A 16,091-nucleotide genomic window follows, 5' to 3' on the forward strand; every position below is an offset into this window, starting at 1 on the left:
TCTTAGCAGTCGATAGGCGCTTCGACCACCCTGGCCCGGCCTAATACGCTGAGTACCAAATCTGCCCCTTGCGTGCGCCCGGCTGCGTGCCGGGGGCAGATCGAAAACGTACTGTTAAATCCCGTGGCATGCCCAAGCGACGTGTATTTGATCCGCGCATGGCCGTTTTTGCTCACATCCACACCGCTGGTGGGCGGAAACAGTCGCACGATCTCGTCCTGACTGATATCTCGCGTCTTATCGCCATTGACGATCATCAGCTCGCCGCTCCAGTCGCTTAGACAAGTGTTGTAATTGGTACTGGCCGGGCACAGCGTTATATCGCCCTGCTGAGTAATTGCCGTACTGCGGGCCAGTGAAAGCGCGCTTTGCAGCCGGTTTACTTCACTCGTGACCGCCGTGCGCTCGCCTAATGACTGAAAACGTGGCACACCCCAAACTGCCACCGCACCTACCAATACCAGCACAACCAGCAGCTCGATAAGGGTAAATCCGCTCGCTCTGAGTGAATATTCGGTATGGCGATGCGTCATGTACTCTCCCTGTCGCTTGACCTGTCCAATCTCCTCGCTATGCTCATCGTCCTATCCGGCCTGTGTGTCGGCCATTAAGCAAGCCAAAGCAGGCAACGTGAGTGAGCGATTTTCTAATTATTGGCGGCGGTGTTATCGGCATGCTGACCGCGCTGCAGTTAGCCGATGCCGGGCAGCACGTCACGATTATTGAGCGTGGCACCTGTGGCAAAGAAGCCTCCTGGGCGGGTGGCGGGATTGTATCACCGCTCTATCCGTGGCGTTATGCGCCGCCCATCTCGCAGCTTTCACGCTGGTCAGAAGGAGCCTACCCGACCCTGGCACTGCGTTTACTTGAAGAGACCGGCATTGACCCCGAGTACCGCCAAAAAGGTTTGCTCTATTTAAATGTCGATGACGAGGAGCGCGCGCTAGGCTGGGCGCGCCAGCTGGGTAAACCACTGGTGCAGGTAGATGCCGATTTTGTGCATCAAAAAGAGCCTGACGTTGCCATTACTCATGAAAATGCGCTGTGGATGCCCACCTTGGGCAGCGTGCGGAACCCAAGGCTTGGCCAGGCGCTACGCGCCAAATTACTCGGCATGCCGAGGGTAACGCTACAGGAACACTGCGAGATGCACGACTTTCTACGCCGTGATGGAGTAGTGGTCGGCGTTAACACCTCGCAAAGAGCCTTTGAAGCCGCGCGGCTGGTGGTATGCGGTGGCGCGTGGAGCGCGAAGCTACTGTCAACCCTTGACGTGCACCTGCCGGTACGCCCAGTGAAAGGTCAGATGATTGCCTACCAGGCGCCCCCAGGGCTTGTGCAGCGTGTGGTGCTGAAAGACGGCCGCTATGTGATCCCGCGTAACGATGGCCTGCTGTTGGTCGGCTCTACGCTGGAAGAGGCGGGGTTTGATAAAACTACCGACGCAGAGGCGCTGGCTTCATTAAAGCAAAGCGCCGAGCGTATCGTGCCGGCTCTGGCAAACTGCCCGGTTGCCTACCACTGGGCAGGCCTGCGCCCCGGCTCACCTGACGGCGTTCCATTTATCGGCGCAATCCCAGAGCAGCCCAATGTGTTTGTTAACGCCGGGCATTACCGTAATGGGCTAGTGCTGGCGCCAGCCTCTACCCATTTGCTGGCCGATCAACTGCTTGGCCGGGAGCCGTTAATTGACCCGACGCCTTTCCTACCGACCCGGGCGCACTTGGGAGGCTAAGCGCCGCCGTCTTTATCCTGCTGCTCCTGAAGGTAGCGGTCGCGATGGGCGCTTGAGCAGAACCACTGCTCGTGGTCGCGCAGCGCCTCGGTTTCCGGTACATGAACATCACACCAGCGGCAGCGCACCATCTGGCCGCCCTCGTGACGTTTTAAAGCGCCATGCTGCTCATCACGGGCAAGCTTATGCTGGCGATACATGCCGTAAAGCTTCAGGCCGACATAGAACAGTACGGCGAAAATAATTAAGCGAATGATCAAAAGGTTCATCCTTATAGGCCCTCCTAAGCGGAGATGAAGTGATCAATGCCGGTGCGGGCTTTGCCAGCAGGCGGTCCTTGCGGGACAATGCATTGACCTGACAATGTTTCAAAGATTCTCAAGAGATTTTAACGCCCATGCAAGACTTAACGCTGGTAATGGCCCAACTCGATCCGCTTGTCGGGGATATTCCCGGCAATGCGGCGCGTGCTATTGAAGCTGTGCGCGAAGCGCGCATTGAGCATGGGGCGGATATCGTTATCTTCCCTGAGCTTTTTTTATCTGGCTACCCGCCGGAAGATTTACTACTACGCCCCTCCATGGAGACCCGGCTGCGCGAAGCGCGGGCTAAAATGGCTGAAAAAGTCGCTCGCGACGTATTGGTCATCATAGGCTATCCCGGCGTGCGCGAAGGCAAGCGCTATAACCTCGCGGGCGTGCTGTATAACGGCCAGTGGGACGCCGAATATGCCAAGCAGGCGCTGCCCAACTATCAGGTATTCGATGAGCAGCGCTATTTTACGCCGGGCACTGAGCCGCTGGTGTATGAGCATAAAGGCGTCAAGCTCGGGCTGCTGATTTGCGAAGACCTGTGGGAAAGCGAGCCGGTACGCTCCGCAACGGCCGCGGGGGCGGAAGTACTTATCAGCCTGAACGCTTCCCCTTACCACCAGGACAAGCCGGGTGAGCGCCTACGCCTGCTGGAGCTGCGTGCCCAGGACGTCAACCGGCCAATTATTTATGTCAACACGATTGGCGGCCAGGATGAGCTGGTATTTGACGGCGGCTCCAAGTGCGTGGATGCCAATGGCGAGCTAAAGGTTCTCGCCCCGTATTGGCAGGCAGGCCTGATGCCGGTGCAACTGCTGCAGACCAGCGCGTCTACCTGGGAGCCCCAGGCCGGTGAAATCGAACCGGATGTAGAGCCGGAAGAGAGCCTTTACTGCGCGCTGGTAACGGGGCTTCGCGATTACGTCAATAAAAGTGGCTTTGAAGGCGTGGTGTTGGGGCTTTCCGGCGGTATCGACTCAGCGCTGTCCCTGGCAATTGCTGTAGATGCTTTAGGGCCGCAGCGGGTGCAGGCGGTGATGATGCCGTATCACTACACCGCGGATATCTCGAAGCAGGACGCCGCCCAACAGGCGGAAATGCTTGGCGTGCATTACGAGGTGATGCCCATCGAGCCCATGGTCGATGCCTTTATGGCGACGCTTTCGGAAAGCTTCGCCGGCACCGAGCGCGATACCACTGAAGAGAACCTTCAGTCGCGTTGCCGGGGTGTGCTGCTAATGGCGCTGTCCAACAAGAAGGGCCTGATGGTGCTGACCACCGGCAACAAGAGTGAAATGGCGGTGGGCTACGCCACGCTCTACGGCGATATGGTGGGTGGCTACAATGCGCTCAAGGATGTCTATAAAACCTGGGTCTATCGTTTGGCGAGCTGGCGTAACACCCAGTCTCCGGCGATCCCTGAGCGCGTTATTGAGCGGCCACCCAGCGCAGAACTGGCGCCCGGCCAGCAGGATAGCGACTCATTACCTGATTACGACGTGCTCGACGCCATCCTGTTGAGCTACATCGAAGGCGATATGAGCGCTGAAGCGATTATTGCCGCCGGTTTTGACGCTGAAGACGTTTATCAGGTGGTCAAACTGGTAGACCGCTGCGAGTACAAGCGTCGGCAGGCCCCGGTTGGCGTGCGGGTAACATCGCGCGGTTTCGGACGCGACCGCCGCTACCCGATTGTTAACGGCTGGCAGCCGGGCGACTAAGCATAGCGCCAGACCCAACGCAAAAGGCTCCTGCGTAATGCTTTATAGCAGGAGCCTTTTTTATTGTCGCGGGTAGTGATAGGGGGCTAGAAGCTTTCCCACTCAGGTTCTGGTTGGCGCTGGGCAGGGCTCAGGGCCGGCTGGCGCACCACCGGTGAGGTAGCCGGCGCTAGATGTTGACCAGCCGGTTGAGTAGTTTTTGGGGCAGCTTGAGGAAGTTTGAATGCTCCCATCATTTGCAGCAGCTGGCGGGCATTCTGGCGCAGGTTGGAGGCGGACTTGGCGCTTTGATCCACCAGTGCTGCGTTCTGCTGGGTCACTTGATCCATCTCGGTAACGGCCTGGCCGACTTCCTGTACGCCGGCGCTCTGTTCGGCGCTTGCGTTACTGATCTCCTGCATGATGGTGGTCACGCGATCAATCGCCGCCACGATCTCTTCTGTAGATTTGCTTGCTTCTTCGGCGCGCTGGTTGCCGTGCTTGACGCGGTCTAGATTGCTGGCGATCAGTTGATTGATTTCGCGAGCGGCTTCCGCGCTGCGCTGGGCAAGATTGCGCACCTCTTCAGCCACCACGGCGAAGCCTCGGCCATGCTCGCCTGCTCGGGCCGCCTCAACGGAGGCATTGAGCGCCAGTATGTTGGTCTGGAAGGCGATGGAATCAATGGTCGAGGTAATACCGGCGATTTCCTGAGAGCTCTGGTTCAGCTCGTTCATGGTATCCACTACCTGATGTACCGCATCACCGCCTTTGGTAGCGAGCTGTGAAGCGCTTTGCGCTTCCTGGCTTGCCTGTTCGGAATTTTCTGCGTTGAGTTTTACCGTGCTGTTGAGCTGCTCCATGGCTGAAGCCGTTTCGGCCAGGGCGCTAGCCTGCTGCTCGGTGCGTGATGACAGGTCGTTGTTGCCTTCCGCGATCTGTTCGCTGTTGGATGCCACTGCTTCCGCCGAGGCGCGCACCTGGGTAACAATGGTTTGTAGCTGCTGGGCCATGGCCACCTGAGAAGCCATGATACTGCGCGTGTCGCCTTTTTTGAGCTGCCCTTTGGTGGTTAGCTCACCCCGTCCGATAGCTTCGGCAAAGGCTTTGACTTCATGCGGCTCGGCGCCCAGCTCGCGCAGCAATTGACGGGAGAGAAACATTGCAATCAAGCCACCCACCAGCAGCGCAAACAGCGTCAAACCCAGCATCAGCATTTGAAAGCCCGACGCGGTTGCACGTGCCTCTGACGTGCTGACATCGTTGATCCGGGTCTGCATGTCGATAAACTGATTGATACGGTTTAACCACTCGCTATAGGCAGGTCCTGCCTGGTCAAGCATTAGCGTTCGTTCGGCCTCATCAGTGCCTGCATCGTGGGCGTCAATGACCTGCTGGGTCAGGCTGCGGGTAATCACGGCCTGGCGTTCAATCGTATCAAGCAGATTCACCTGCTCGGGCGTGGTCGAGTATTGGTTGATGATCTGCTGCATGCCAGCCGTGGCGGTTTGGTAATCATTTTGCAAGCTTTGAAGCTCGGCGCGTAGGGCACTTTGGCGGCCATTGTCCGTCGTCATGACAATATCGCGCAGAGCAATGGCGCGATCATGCACGCTGCCGCGCATGTCCACGGCAAATCGCTGCTTGGTGCCATTGATATCATTGATGGCGGTAAGCCCATGATTGATCTGATTGACCTGATAGATACCGATAGTCGTCAGTGCTATCAGCAGTGCCAGTATGGTGGAAAAGGCCAGTATTAGGCGCGTACTTATCTTAGCGCCTGCAAAACGGGCGTTTGACGTGAGCATGATCAGTTCCTTGAATGCTGGGAGGACGCTTTTTATTCGGGGTGTGAGGATACTAGTACGCTATTTGTTTTTTGTACAACTATTGATTAACTATTGGTTCGGAACTGGCTATAAACAAAAAACCACGCCGAAGCGTGGTTTTATTCAGAATGACAGGGCTATTGGACAGGGATGAGCGTTGCTCAAGCCGTGCTGAAGGTGTCAGTCAAGATGTTTGGGTACAAAGCGGCCGCCCTGAAGCTGCTCGTGGTCAGGCGCATTTTCGCGCAGTACGGCAAGTACTTCGCCAGCCCGGTCGTTCATGCCCAGGCCTTGGTAGCCTTCAACCATGGTGGCCAGTGCATCGCGGGTGGCGTTGGACTCAGGGTAATGCTCAACTACCCAGCGGCCACGTTCAACCGCTGCCAGATAGGCGCCACGCCGCAGGTAGTAGTCAGCCACATGCAGCTCATGGTTGGCTAGTAGCTCGCGCAAATAGACGATGCGCTGCTGAGCATCTGGCGCGTATTCGCTTTGCGGGAAGCGCTGGATCAGCTCGCGGAAATCGTTGTACGCATCGCGTGAGGCGCCCAGGTCACGCTTGGAAATATCGATCAGGCGTAAGCGTTCCAGGCTGAAGCGGCCGGCCTGCCAGGCAGAAAGCCCGCGCAGGTAGTAAGCATAATCCGCTTGGGGGTGGTCAGGATGCAGGCGAATGAAACGGCTTGCCGCCGCCCGGGCTTCTTCCCAGTCGCTATTTTCATAGTAGGCGTAGACCAGCTCTAGCTGCGCTTGCTCGGCATGAGGGCCGAAAGGATAGCGGGTATCCAGTGCTTCCAGCCGCTCGATCGCAATTGGGTAACGGTTGCTATCCAGCGCCGTGCGCGCCAGTTCGTAAAGCTCGCGCTCTTGCACCCCGGCAAATTCATCTTGCTCTTCATCAGGTGTTGTATCGTTACTGGCGCAGCCTGCCAGAAGGGCAAGGCTTAAAGCTAGGGCACCAAAGCGGTTGGCAGCAGAAAAAACGCGCATCATCATCCTCGTTGCAAACAAGCCTCAATCACCGAAAAGCGACGATGGCCATGATAGAATAGGTCACAGTAAGCCCACTATAAATCACCTCGACGCAAAACGCAGGCTTAGCAGCGTATTGTCGGGTGTTGTTAAAGGAAGTAACGTCATGCCCCGGATAGTTGAAGCCATGCAACGTGTACCTGCGACGCTCGCAGGTGCGCGTTTTGACCAAGCGGCGGCGGAGTTGTTCAGTGATTACTCTCGCGAGCGATTAAAAGCATGGATCAACGCGGGTGAGCTGACCGTGGACGGCGTACAAACCAAACCGAAAGCGAAGCTGCACGGCCATGAAGTGCTGTTGTTGAAGGCGACCATCGAAGAAGATCGGCGCTTTGAAGCCCAGGATATACCGCTAGATATTGTCTATGAAGATGATGCGGTGATGGTTATCAACAAGCCTGCCAATATGGTCGTGCATCCCGCGGCCGGTAACCCGGACGGGACCTTGCTCAACGCGCTGCTTTACCATCACTCTACGCTTGCCGAGGTGCCGCGCGCCGGGATTGTTCACCGTCTGGATAAAGACACCACTGGCTTGATGATGGTGGCTAAAACCATTCAGGCGCAAACCGTGCTGGTCGAACAGCTTCAGGCACGTAGCGTATCGCGCCAGTACGACGCGGTGGTGATTGGTAAGCCTGTGGCGGGCAGTACCATCGATGCACCTATTGGTCGGCATCCGAAAGATCGCAAACGTCAGGCGGTCACCAACTCGGGCAAGCCTGCCGTGACTCACTTTCGCGTGGTCGAGCGGTTTCGCGCCCATACCCATGTGCGCTGCCAGCTGGAAACCGGGCGTACGCACCAGATTCGCGTGCATATGGCCCACGCCCGTTACCCGTTGATTGGCGACCCGCTTTACAGTGGCCGCGCCAGACTGCCGCCAGGTGCGGCCGGGCCGCTCAAGGAAATCCTGCGGGAATTCCCTCGCCAGGCGCTGCATGCTCGCAAGCTAAGCTTTGTGCATCCGGTCAGTGGTGAAACGCTCACTTTTCATGCCGACCTGCCCGATGATCTACTAATGTTGTTGGACTACCTGCGCGAAGATAATGAGACCATGCGATGAGTGATGCCATCGATTTACGCCCCACACTGCTGATTCCTGACTGGCCTGCGCCCGCAAGCGTGCGGGCCTTTGTTACCACGCGGGAAACAGGCCCCAGCCAGAATGATTTTGCGGCGTTTAATACGGCCGCCCACGTTGGCGATAATGCTGAACATGTCGCTCTTTGCCGACGGCTGATGCAAAAAGAGATAGGCGACGAGCGCCCGTTGTTATGGCTGAATCAGACCCACGGCGCACGTGTGCAGCAGGGTTATCAGGCCGATACGCCAGAGGCGGATGCGGCCGTTGCCACCTCCGATGAGTATGCTTGCGTGGTACTCACAGCGGACTGCCTGCCGGTCATGTTCTGCAATCGTGCCGGAACCCAGGTGGCGGTGGCTCACGCCGGTTGGCGAGGCCTGGCGGGGGGCGTTTTGGAAGCCACGGTTGCGGCCATGAATACCGAGCCCGGCGATATTCTTGTTTGGCTGGGGCCAGCGATTTCCAATGCCCAGTTTGAAGTGGGGCCAGAAGTGTACGGCGCGTTTGTGGCTGTTCACCCTGAAACCGCAGAGGCGTTTGACCATAGCCCTTACCGGATGGGCCACTATATGGCCGACTTGTATCGGCTGGCGCGGTTTCGCCTGGAGGCGCTCGGGATCGAGCATATTAGCGGCGGGCACTTCTGCACGGCGTGTGAGTCGCGCTTTTACTCCTACCGGCGCGATGGCGGTACCACGGGGCGCATGGCGAGCGTGATCTGGATCAACAAATAAACTTGCTGAGTATTATCTGCTCTTGAAAACGCCAGAAATGACGCCATTTAACTTGTCAAGCTAATAGTGATTAGCACGTTAACCGACATGTTATTGGGCCACGCCGTGCGTCCGAACGCAGGGCTACCCCAGGAGGCTCGCTATGCGTTTTGATAAGTTTACTGCCAAGCTTCAGGCTGCCATTGCCGAAGCGCAATCACTGGCCGTGGGTCGCGGTCATAATCAACTAGATCCCTCTCATCTTCTCCTCGCTCTGCTGGATACCAAAGACACGGGCATTAAAGCCCTGATCGAAAAGGCCGAGGGCTCAAGCTCGCGCCTGCGCGATGGGTTAGTGCAGCAGTTGGATAACTTGCCCAAGGTGGGCCAGTTCGATGGTGAAGTGCAGCCCTCGCGGGATTTTATCAAGCTATTCAATCTAACCGACCGTGAAGCGCAAAAGCGCGGCGATCAGTTCATTGCCAGTGAACTGGTGCTGCTGGCCGGGTTAGAAATGAACGGCCCGCTTACCAAACTGATGAAAGACGCGGGGCTTAGCCGCAAGTCACTCGAGGCGGCGATTAATAGCCTGCGCGGCGGTGCCAGCGTCGATGACCCGAATGCGGAGGATCAGCGTGAGGCGCTCAATAAATACACCCTTGATCTTACCCAGCGCGCCCTGGACGGTAAACTCGACCCGGTGATTGGCCGTGACGAAGAGATTCGCCGTACTATCCAGGTGCTTCAGCGGCGCACCAAAAATAACCCTGTCTTGATTGGCGAGCCTGGGGTGGGTAAAACCGCCATTGTTGAGGGTTTGGCACAGCGTATCGTCAACGGTGAAGTGCCCGAAGGCTTAAAAGACAAACGGGTGCTGTCGTTGGATATGGGGTCACTGCTGGCGGGCGCCAAGTTCCGCGGTGAGTTCGAGGAGCGCCTGAAAGCGGTGCTCAAAGAGCTCTCTCAGGAAGAAGGGCGGGTCATTCTGTTTATCGATGAGCTGCACACCATGGTGGGGGCCGGTAAGGCGGAAGGCGCCATGGACGCGGGCAATATGCTCAAACCCGCGCTTGCCCGCGGCGAGCTGCACTGCGTCGGCGCCACTACGCTGGATGAGTATCGCAAATATATCGAAAAAGATGCGGCTCTTGAGCGTCGTTTCCAGAAAGTGTTGGTCGATGAACCGACAGAAGAAGATACCGTGGCAATTCTGCGTGGCTTAAAAGAGCGCTATGAAGTGCACCACGGTGTGGATATCACTGACTCGGCGATTATTGCCGCGGCGAAGCTGTCTACTCGCTATATCACCGACCGGCAGTTGCCCGATAAGGCCATCGACCTGATTGATGAGGCCGCCTCGCGGATTCGTATGGAGCTTGATTCCAAGCCCGAAGCGATGGACCGCCTGGATCGGCGTTTAATCCAGCTCAAGATGGAGCGCGAGGCGCTTAAGAAGGAAACCGACGAAGCCACCAAGAAGCGCTTGGAAGCGCTCAACAATCAGATTCATGAGTTCGAGCGTGAATACGCTGACCTTGATGAAATCTGGAAGGCCGAAAAAGCCAGCATCCAGGGCTCAGCGCAGTTCAAAGCTGATTTGGAACAGGCGCGTCTTGATCTGGAGCAGGCCCGTCGGCAGGGCGATTTAGGGCGTATGTCGGAAATTCAGTACGGCAAAATTCCCGAGCTGGAAAAGAAAATTGCCGAAAGCGGTGAAGGCGAAGCGGATACCGCAAGCCACCAACTGCTGCGCTCCAACGTCACTGAAGAGGAGATCGCCGAGGTTGTTTCGCGCTGGACCGGGATTCCGGTTTCCAAGATGCTCGAAGGCGAGCGCGATAAATTACTGCGGATGGAAGACGCCCTGCATGAACGGGTGATCGGCCAAAATGAAGCGGTTGAAGCGGTGGCCAACGCCGTGCGCCGCTCTCGGGCGGGCTTGTCCGATCCCAACCGGCCTAACGGTTCGTTCCTGTTCTTGGGGCCCACCGGGGTTGGTAAAACCGAGCTATGTAAGTCATTGGCCAATTTCCTGTTCGACACCGAGGAGGCCATGGTGCGTATCGATATGTCGGAATTCATGGAGAAGCACTCCGTGGCCCGTCTGATCGGTGCGCCTCCTGGCTATGTAGGTTACGAAGAGGGCGGCTACTTGACCGAGGCGGTGCGCCGTAAGCCTTACTCCGTGCTTTTGCTGGATGAGGTGGAAAAAGCCCATCCGGATGTTTTCAATATCTTGCTTCAGGTATTGGAAGATGGCCGGTTAACCGATGGTCAGGGGCGCACGGTGGATTTCCGCAATACCGTGATCGTGATGACCTCCAACATGGGCTCGGACATCATTCAGCGCATGGGTGGTGACGTCAGTGCTGATAAAGACAATGACTATGAAAACATGAAAAACATGGTCATGGAGGTGGTGGGTAATCACTTCCGCCCCGAGCTGATCAACCGCATTGACGAAGTGGTGGTCTTCCATGCTTTGGGCCAAGAGCAAATCCAGGCAATTGCGGGTATTCAGCTGGAGCGCTTGCGAGCCCGTTTGGCTGAGCACGATTTAGGCCTTGAGATAAGCGATGACGCCATGGCACAGCTGGCCGTGGTGGGGTTTGACCCCGTGTATGGCGCGCGGCCACTTAAACGCGCTATTCAAAGCCGGCTTGAAAACCCGCTGGCGCAAGATCTGCTGGCCGGCAAATTCTCACCGGGAGATACCATCCGGGTGAGCGCTGTTGAAGGCAAGCTTGCGTTCAATATCTAAACAGCCCTGGTTATAACCATATGCCCCGTTAGGCTTTGCCGACGGGGCTTTTTTATCTCAAATCGCTTCTTTGCACATTCATCGGGCATTGATGGTTGACATGCTAGAAGGCTAATGGAATCTTATCAGTTCCTGATTTGCGGGCGCGGACCTGACGGGTAACCCCTTTTTCCCGCGCGAAGGGTAGGCTAACGCCTTTACCCGCCGAAGGACTTCCGGGTTTGAGCCAACCGCTCGGCCTGGCCAACGCCCCGACGCGGCAATCCGCCGTGATAAGGGAGTGGCTGATTTATATCGTCATAAATCGGTGCTCTCAGAGAGTGCAGGCCCTAACCGGGCCGTATGCCAGGGTTTGGCATCAGGTGCCGGCATGGGCCGGCAGCGGCATACCGCCGCACTCGACACCGCAGGATGTCCTGCGGATCGCACTCGAGACCTCTAGGGGAGAAATACAGTGGAACTGCTTTCCGGCGCAGATATGATCGCCCGCTTCTTGAAAGATGAGGGCGTTGAGTACATTTATGGTTATCCCGGCGGTGCGGCGCTGCATATTTATGATGCGCTGTTCCGCCAAGACAGCGTGAAGCACATTCTTGTGCGTCACGAGCAGGCTGCCACTCACGCAGCCGACGGTTACGCCCGTGCTTCGGGTAAACCCGGCGTAGTGCTGGTTACCTCCGGACCCGGCGCTACGAATGCCGTTACCGGTATTGCCACCGCGTACATGGATTCGATTCCCATGGTGGTGCTGTGTGGTCAGGTAGCGAGCCATCTGATCGGTGAAGATGCCTTCCAGGAAACCGATATCGTGGGCGTCACTCGGCCGATCGTGAAGCATAGCTTCTCGATTCGCCACCCGTCTGAAATCCCGGAAGTGCTTAAAAAGGCGTTTTACCTTGCCTCGACGGGGCGCCCTGGTCCGGTGGTGGTGGATATTCCCAAGGATATGACTGCGCCCACCGAGCGCTATGAGTACGTCTACCCGAAAAAGGTCAAGCTGCGCTCGTATAACCCGGTGACACGTGGCCATACCGGGCAGATCAAAAAGGCCGTTGAGCTAATGCTCAAAGCCAAGCGCCCGGTATTTTATACCGGTGGTGGTGTGGTGACCGGCAAGGCCAGCGAAGGTTTAACGGATCTGGTTAAACGGCTGGGCTTCCCGATTACCACCACGCTGATGGGCATTGGCGCGTATCCGCAAAGCGATCGTCAAAGCCTTGGCTGGCTAGGCATGCATGGCTCTTATGAGTCCAACATGGCCATGCACCACGCTGATTTGATTGTCGCCATCGGCGCCCGCTTTGATGACCGGGTCACCAATAACACGTCTAAGTTTTGCCCCACGGCGAAAATTATTCATGTCGACGTTGATCCCAGCTCGATCTCCAAAACCGTGCGTGCCGATGTGCCGATCGTCGGGCCTGCCGACAGCGTTATCAATGAGATGATCAGCCTGGTTCAGGGCCATCCTATTGCGCACCCCGAAGCGCTTGCTGAGTGGTGGGAGAAGATCGATGGCTGGCGCACTGAACGCCATGGCAAGCTTTATGAGCCGTCCAAACCGGGTGAGATGTTAAAATCTCAAGAAGTGGTTGAAGCCTTATGCCGGGTGACGCGTGGAGAGGCTTACGTGACGACCGATGTGGGCCAGCACCAGATGTTCGCGGCTCAGTATTACAAGTTTGAGAAGCCTAACCGGCTGATCACCTCAGGCGGTCTTGGCACCATGGGCTTTGGTTTCCCGGCAGCGATGGGGATCAAGCAAAACTTCCCGGATGACGACGTAGTCTGCGTAACCGGTGAAGGCAGTTTCCAGATGATGATGCAGGAACTCTCCACCTGTAAGCAGTACGGCGTGGGCGTTAAAATCCTCAATCTGAACAATGCCTCGCTAGGCATGGTGCGCCAGTGGCAGGACTTGAACTACAAGTCACGCCATGCGCACTCTTATATGGAGTCGCTGCCTGACTTCCATATGTTGATTGAGGCTTACGGGTTTACCGCGATTACCGTCACTACCCAGGATGAGCTTGAACCGGCGCTTGAGCGTGCGTTTGCCAACAAGCACGAACTGGTATTTCTTGACGTGAAGGTGGACCCTTTTGAGCACGTCTATCCGATGCAGGTGCCGTTAGGCTCCATGCGCGACATGCTGCTGTCTAAAACGGAGCGTACCTGATGCGACATATCATCTCGATTCTGTTGGAAAACGAACCGGGTGCGCTGTCACGTGTGGTCGGCCTGTTTTCTCAGCGCAATTTCAACATTGAAACGCTTAACGTAGCGCCGACCGAAGATCCATCGCTTTCGCGTTTGACGGTGACCACGGTAGGGGATGACCGAGTGATCGAACAGATCACCAAGCATCTTAATAAGCTGATCGATGTAGTGAAGCTTGTCGATCTGACCGAAGGCAACCACATCGAGCGTGAGCTGATGCTGGTGAAGGTCAAGGCACTGGGCGCTGCCCGCGATGAAGTAAAACGCACCGTGGATATCTTCCGCGCGCAGATCGTCGACGTGACGCCGAGTCTTTATACCGTTCAGATTACCGGGGACGCCGCCAAGCTGGATGCTTTTCTGCAGGCCATGGCGCCTGTGGGCATTCTTGAAGTCGCGCGTACCGGGGTTTCCGGTATTGCACGCGGCGACAAGGTGCTTTCGCTTTAAAGCATCGAGTAGCGTTACTTCTGGTTAGACAAAGCACCGTCTTATTGAAGACGGTGCTTTTTTAGTTATCAACGCTCACTAATCGCGGCCCACAGCGCGTCGATAATCGGGTTTTTCAAACGCCGGTTGAGAACGCACAGACCGACATCGTAGTGAGGGAGTTCGGGCTTCACGCTCAATACTCTGACCCTGTTGGCGAGCGGGCTGTTATCCAGCACGATTTTGGGTACTACGCCCACGCCAAAGCTTAACCCCACCATGCTGACGATAGCCTCATGCCCCGCCACCTGGGCGTAGATGCGTGGGCTTACGCCCATCGCCTTGAACCAGGTGTTGGCATGTTCCCGCGATAGCCCTGCTTCAGAAAGAATCATGGGCACCTGCTGCCACTGTTCGGCGGTCGAGCTTGCGGGAGCGGCAGGTAGCCATTTGCAGGGCGCCGTAGGGGCGATGAACACCAGCGGCGAGCGAGTGAGCGATTTGAACGCCAGGGCGTTGGGAGGAATGCGTGGGCGCGGCGTGATGGCCATATCATCATCGCCCTCCATCACTCTTTGCATGGCGTCGGCTGGGTCGCCGGTATGCAGTTTCAGTTCGATACCGGGGTGGCGAGTACGCACATCGCTTAATAGCTCATACAAGAAGCTATAGCTTGCCGTTACCGAACAGTAGATGCTGATTTCGCCGCTAAGCTGCGCGGTATTGGCCAGGCGGCGCTTGGTCATCTCCCACTGTTCCAGCGTCTCGCGGGCATAGTGCTGAAAGCCCAGGCCATGTGCAGTCAGCGTGACGTGACGGTTGTCGCGCTCGAACAACAGCGTGGAAAGTTCACTTTCCAGTTGCTGAATCGAACGACTTAGGGTCGAAGGGCTGACGTGGCAAAGCTCGCTGGCGCGACCAAAATGCAGCGTGTCGGAAAGCACTACAAAATGTCTAAGTAGCCGGAAATCCATACAAGCGCCGTCGTTTCAAGTGATGAAATAGTGTATTGCAAATATGGCGTTTTACGCAAAGTGGCGACTGGCGTAAAGTGGCTTTACGCTTTACCTAGCGCTGCACAAGACGGCGCAGGTGGCCATCGGCGCTGACACGCTTTGACAACAATTCAACTCGATAATGATAAAACCATCTTTGTAGCTTGACGGGGTGCGCTTCGGCGCGCCCCGTTTTGTTTGTGCGCTGTAAGCGGTATTCAATTTACGCTTCCTGATGCAATTGACTGGCTGACCAAGACTCACCGTGTAGAATGAAAGTGTTCACTATTTGTGACTCTATATTTAACGGATGACATCTATGACTCAGGACGCTCGCGATCAAGAGCAAGCTTCGACTTCCTTGCCGGAAACCCACGACGATCATCATACGGTCGGTAATGAGGATCTTGCTGCCGCTTTCTTACGTGATACAGAAGTCGTCGAAGAGGCCCTGGAAGATGGGAAGAAGATTCGGCGTAAAGGGATTTACCTGCTACCTAATCTGTTTACCACCTCGGCGCTATTCTCAGGTTTCTTTGCCGTTGTGGCCGGGATTAACGGTGAATTTACGTCTGCCGCCGTCGCCATTTTTATCGCCATGGTGCTGGATGGGTTGGATGGGCGCGTTGCGCGCATGACCAATACCCAAAGTGCCTTTGGCGCCGAGTACGATAGCCTTGCCGATATGATCTCATTTGGTATGGCGCCGGCATTAGTGGCCTTCACCTGGATTTTGCAGGATATTGGTAAAACTGGCTGGGTAGTCGCGTTTTTGTATGTGGCCTGTGCGGCACTTCGCTTGGCGCGCTTTAACGTGCAAATTGGCAGTGTTGATAAGAAGTGGTTTATTGGGCTGCCCAGCCCCTCAGCCGCCGCATTGGTAGCCGCGAGCGTTTGGACCTTCCACAGCTTTGATGCTGACGCATTTGGTTTCAAGCTTTTGATGTTGGTAGTAGTGGCCGCCGCCGGCATTCTGATGGTCAGCAATATCCGCTACTACAGCTTCAAGGATCTCGACTTCAAAAAGCCTGTGCCCTTCGTGGTACTGCTGGCCGTTGTGCTTGGGTTCGTCATGATCTCGGTTGAGCCTTCTGTCATGTTGCTTCTACTGTTTGGTGCCTATGTGCTCTCAGGGCCGATTTATGCGGTTATGCGCAAGGCCAAACCGAAAAGCTGAAAGTTTTTTACGTCTTTTGAAAAAAGCCCTTGCCAATCCGGCAGCGAATCCGTAAAGTACGCATCCGCTGCCGGGGACGCCAAGCGTTACCAGCGGTGG

At 56.4% G+C, this 16,091-nt stretch carries 13 protein-coding genes; 8 read left to right on the top strand and 5 right to left on the bottom strand.

Annotated features, from left to right (window positions below):
- Nucleotides 1-2: 2 nt before the first annotated feature.
- Nucleotides 3-533, bottom strand: a complete 531-nt coding sequence (locus ACT3R7_RS08490) for a GspH/FimT family pseudopilin (RefSeq protein ID WP_444491568.1) — start codon at nt 531-533, stop codon at nt 3-5.
- 101 nt (nt 534-634) lie between these two features.
- Between ACT3R7_RS08490 and thiO the strand changes: the two genes are divergently transcribed.
- A complete protein-coding gene (thiO, locus tag ACT3R7_RS08495; RefSeq protein WP_496199009.1) occupies nt 635-1,735 on the top strand; it encodes a glycine oxidase ThiO in 1,101 nt (366 codons plus the stop codon).
- On the opposite strand, the gene ACT3R7_RS08500 is transcribed toward thiO, so the two are convergent.
- Nucleotides 1,732-2,004 carry a PP0621 family protein gene (locus ACT3R7_RS08500; protein ID WP_018918933.1) on the bottom strand — a complete coding sequence of 91 codons (273 nt, stop codon included), beginning with the start codon at nt 2,002-2,004 and terminating at the stop codon, nt 1,732-1,734. The genes thiO and ACT3R7_RS08500 overlap by 4 nt on opposite strands.
- Before the next feature lie 128 nt (nt 2,005-2,132).
- On the opposite strand from ACT3R7_RS08500, the gene ACT3R7_RS08505 reads away from it, so the two are divergent.
- Nucleotides 2,133-3,767 (top strand): NAD+ synthase, encoded by a 1,635-nt coding sequence (locus ACT3R7_RS08505; protein ID WP_496199010.1) that lies wholly within the window; start codon nt 2,133-2,135, stop codon nt 3,765-3,767.
- An 86-nt stretch (nt 3,768-3,853) separates the two neighbouring features.
- Here the strand turns inward: ACT3R7_RS08505 and ACT3R7_RS08510 are convergent, their stop codons facing one another.
- Nucleotides 3,854-5,557 (bottom strand): methyl-accepting chemotaxis protein, encoded by a 1,704-nt coding sequence (locus tag ACT3R7_RS08510; protein WP_496199011.1) that lies wholly within the window; start codon nt 5,555-5,557, stop codon nt 3,854-3,856.
- A gap of 201 nt (nt 5,558-5,758) precedes the next feature.
- The gene (locus ACT3R7_RS08515; protein ID WP_018918930.1) at nt 5,759-6,568 is read right to left on the bottom strand and encodes an outer membrane protein assembly factor BamD; all 810 of its coding nucleotides are present in this window, start codon (nt 6,566-6,568) and stop codon (nt 5,759-5,761) included.
- A 148-nt stretch (nt 6,569-6,716) separates the two neighbouring features.
- Between ACT3R7_RS08515 and rluD the strand changes: the two genes are divergently transcribed.
- From rluD to ilvN, 5 genes are all read left to right on the top strand, one after another.
- Nucleotides 6,717-7,676 (top strand): 23S rRNA pseudouridine(1911/1915/1917) synthase RluD, encoded by a 960-nt coding sequence (rluD, locus tag ACT3R7_RS08520; protein ID WP_193091919.1) that lies wholly within the window; start codon nt 6,717-6,719, stop codon nt 7,674-7,676.
- Nucleotides 7,673-8,431 (top strand): peptidoglycan editing factor PgeF, encoded by a 759-nt coding sequence (pgeF, locus tag ACT3R7_RS08525; protein ID WP_192539814.1) that lies wholly within the window; start codon nt 7,673-7,675, stop codon nt 8,429-8,431. Before rluD ends, pgeF begins: the two co-directional genes overlap by 4 nt.
- Nucleotides 8,432-8,573: 142 nt before the next feature.
- The gene (gene clpB, locus ACT3R7_RS08530; RefSeq protein ID WP_193091918.1) at nt 8,574-11,171 is read left to right on the top strand and encodes an ATP-dependent chaperone ClpB; all 2,598 of its coding nucleotides are present in this window, start codon (nt 8,574-8,576) and stop codon (nt 11,169-11,171) included.
- A gap of 454 nt (nt 11,172-11,625) precedes the next feature.
- Nucleotides 11,626-13,350: an acetolactate synthase 3 large subunit gene (locus ACT3R7_RS08535; protein ID WP_192539869.1), complete on the top strand. Its 1,725-nt coding sequence runs from the start codon at nt 11,626-11,628 to the stop codon at nt 13,348-13,350.
- Nucleotides 13,350-13,841 (top strand): acetolactate synthase small subunit, encoded by a 492-nt coding sequence (ilvN, locus tag ACT3R7_RS08540; protein ID WP_018918924.1) that lies wholly within the window; start codon nt 13,350-13,352, stop codon nt 13,839-13,841. Before ACT3R7_RS08535 ends, ilvN begins: the two co-directional genes overlap by 1 nt.
- Nucleotides 13,842-13,909: 68 nt before the next feature.
- Here the strand turns inward: ilvN and ilvY are convergent, their stop codons facing one another.
- A complete protein-coding gene (gene ilvY, locus ACT3R7_RS08545; protein ID WP_193091917.1) occupies nt 13,910-14,794 on the bottom strand; it encodes an HTH-type transcriptional activator IlvY in 885 nt (294 codons plus the stop codon).
- Between the two features lie 340 nt (nt 14,795-15,134).
- Here ilvY and pssA point away from each other — a divergent pair, with 340 nt between their 5' ends.
- A complete protein-coding gene (gene pssA, locus ACT3R7_RS08550) occupies nt 15,135-15,992 on the top strand; it encodes a CDP-diacylglycerol--serine O-phosphatidyltransferase (RefSeq protein WP_193091916.1) in 858 nt (285 codons plus the stop codon).
- The last annotated feature ends 99 nt before the right edge of the window (nt 15,993-16,091 follow it).

Source organism: Halomonas sp. AOP43-A1-21 (assembly GCF_052376775.1).
Classification (GTDB): Bacteria; Pseudomonadota; Gammaproteobacteria; order Pseudomonadales; family Halomonadaceae; genus Vreelandella; species Vreelandella colorata.

Coding starts and splice junctions, on each gene's coding strand:
- ilvN (WP_018918924.1), top strand. CDS start 13,350: ATGCGACATATCATCTCGATTCTGTTGGAAAACGAACCGGGTGCGCTG.
- ACT3R7_RS08510 (WP_496199011.1), bottom strand. CDS start 5,557: ATGCTCACGTCAAACGCCCGTTTTGCAGGCGCTAAGATAAGTACGCGC.
- clpB (WP_193091918.1), top strand. CDS start 8,574: ATGCGTTTTGATAAGTTTACTGCCAAGCTTCAGGCTGCCATTGCCGAA.
- ACT3R7_RS08505 (WP_496199010.1), top strand. CDS start 2,133: ATGCAAGACTTAACGCTGGTAATGGCCCAACTCGATCCGCTTGTCGGG.
- ilvY (WP_193091917.1), bottom strand. CDS start 14,794: ATGGATTTCCGGCTACTTAGACATTTTGTAGTGCTTTCCGACACGCTG.
- ACT3R7_RS08490 (WP_444491568.1), bottom strand. CDS start 533: ATGACGCATCGCCATACCGAATATTCACTCAGAGCGAGCGGATTTACC.
- pgeF (WP_192539814.1), top strand. CDS start 7,673: ATGAGTGATGCCATCGATTTACGCCCCACACTGCTGATTCCTGACTGG.
- pssA (WP_193091916.1), top strand. CDS start 15,135: ATGACTCAGGACGCTCGCGATCAAGAGCAAGCTTCGACTTCCTTGCCG.
- ACT3R7_RS08515 (WP_018918930.1), bottom strand. CDS start 6,568: ATGCGCGTTTTTTCTGCTGCCAACCGCTTTGGTGCCCTAGCTTTAAGC.
- rluD (WP_193091919.1), top strand. CDS start 6,717: ATGCCCCGGATAGTTGAAGCCATGCAACGTGTACCTGCGACGCTCGCA.
- ACT3R7_RS08500 (WP_018918933.1), bottom strand. CDS start 2,004: ATGAACCTTTTGATCATTCGCTTAATTATTTTCGCCGTACTGTTCTAT.